The sequence below is a fragment of the Brevibacterium jeotgali genome (assembly GCF_900169175.1).
Taxonomy (GTDB): domain Bacteria; phylum Actinomycetota; class Actinomycetes; order Actinomycetales; family Brevibacteriaceae; genus Brevibacterium; species Brevibacterium jeotgali.
This window is the reverse complement of the sequence record NZ_FXZM01000044.1, coordinates 1-1,282: the sequence shown is the minus strand read 5'-3', so window position 1 is coordinate 1,282 and position 1,282 is coordinate 1. Positions and strand designations below refer to the sequence as shown.

Here is a 1,282-nt window from a genome sequence, read left to right as displayed (position 1 = left end):
TCCTGATACACACCCCAGGTCGCTTCAACCTCGACATGGCGCTGGTCGGCGAACACCTCCTCGAGTCGCGCATGCTGCTTCTCGGTGAGAAGACCCGCTCCTGTCAGCAGAGTCCGGCGGACCCGGTGGGGCTGACCCCCGGGTGGTGGACACGCTGAGGCTGGCCCATACTGGGCCGGAGAATGCGAGTTACCACTATGCCGACGAACATGTACTCCGATGAGTTCAAGACCGACGCCGTGGCGCTGTACGAGTCGCGACCCGAGCTGTCGTACTCGAGCGCCGCTGCTGATCTGGGGATCGCCCGCGCGACACTGAAGACGTGGGTCCACAAGGCCCGCAAAGCGGCCGGGAAGGTGCCAACACGTCCCGACGGCGCGGGGACGGAGCCGGAGATGCCCGAGGAGGAGCTGGCCCGCCTGCGCATCGAGAACGAGACCTTGCGGGACGAGAGAAAGACGCTGCGCGGTGATGTCGACAGGCTCACAGAGGAGCGGACGATCCTGCAGAAGGCCACGAAGTATTTCGCGGCCGAGACGACCTGGTGATCCGCTTCCAGCTCGTCGCCGACCACCGTCACGCCCATGGGGTGAAGCGGATGTGTACTGTGCTGGGCATCCAGCGGTCGAGCTTCTACGCGTGGCGCGAGGGTCGGGCCGCGCGCCGGCAGCGGCAGGAGGCCGACGCACGTCTTGTGGCCAGGATGCAGGCCGTGCACGAGGAACGGGACCACACGTATGGGTACCGGCGGATGAGCGTGGAGCTTGCCCGCGATCCCCGGGTGGAGGGTCCCGTCAATCACAAGAAGGTCGCCCGGCTGATGCGAGAGAATCAGCTCGTCGGGGTGCATCTGCGCAAGCCACGGATCACGACGGTCAAGGATCCCGGCGCGCAGGTGTTCCCGGACCTGCTCGAGCGGGACTTCAGCGCCTCCGAGGCGGGCAGACGGTACGTCGGCGACATTACCTACCTCCCATACGGGACGGAGGGCAAGAACCTGTATCTGGCCACGGTCATCGACCTGTACTCGAAGCGTCTGGTGGGGTGGTCGATCGCCGAGCATATGCGCACGAGTCTTGTCGAAGACGCACTCCATCAGGCATTAAACCGGCTCTTCGCAGATGAGGGTGTAGAGCCTGGTGCTGTGGGTCCGTCCGTGTCGTTGCCTGGGTAGACGTCGAGGTCTCCCTGAAGATGGAAGTTCTCACACTCTCCATCCGGAAGACCTCGACATGGGCAAGCCTAGCTTCACGACCCCCGATCTTGACGCGTTCTGCCTCCT

General features: G+C 64.6%; 2 protein-coding genes. Both read left to right on the top strand.

Annotated elements, in window-relative coordinates; translation table 11 throughout:
• Positions 1-197: 197 nt before the first annotated feature.
• The gene (locus BJEO58_RS14735) at positions 198-548 is read left to right on the top strand and encodes a transposase (protein ID WP_257904223.1); all 351 of its coding nucleotides are present in this window, start codon (positions 198-200) and stop codon (positions 546-548) included.
• Positions 549-598: 50 nt separating this feature from the next.
• Positions 599-1,174 (top strand): IS3 family transposase, encoded by a 576-nt coding sequence (locus BJEO58_RS14730; protein ID WP_425456998.1) that lies wholly within the window; start codon positions 599-601, stop codon positions 1,172-1,174.
• Positions 1,175-1,282: the final 108 nt, after the last annotated feature.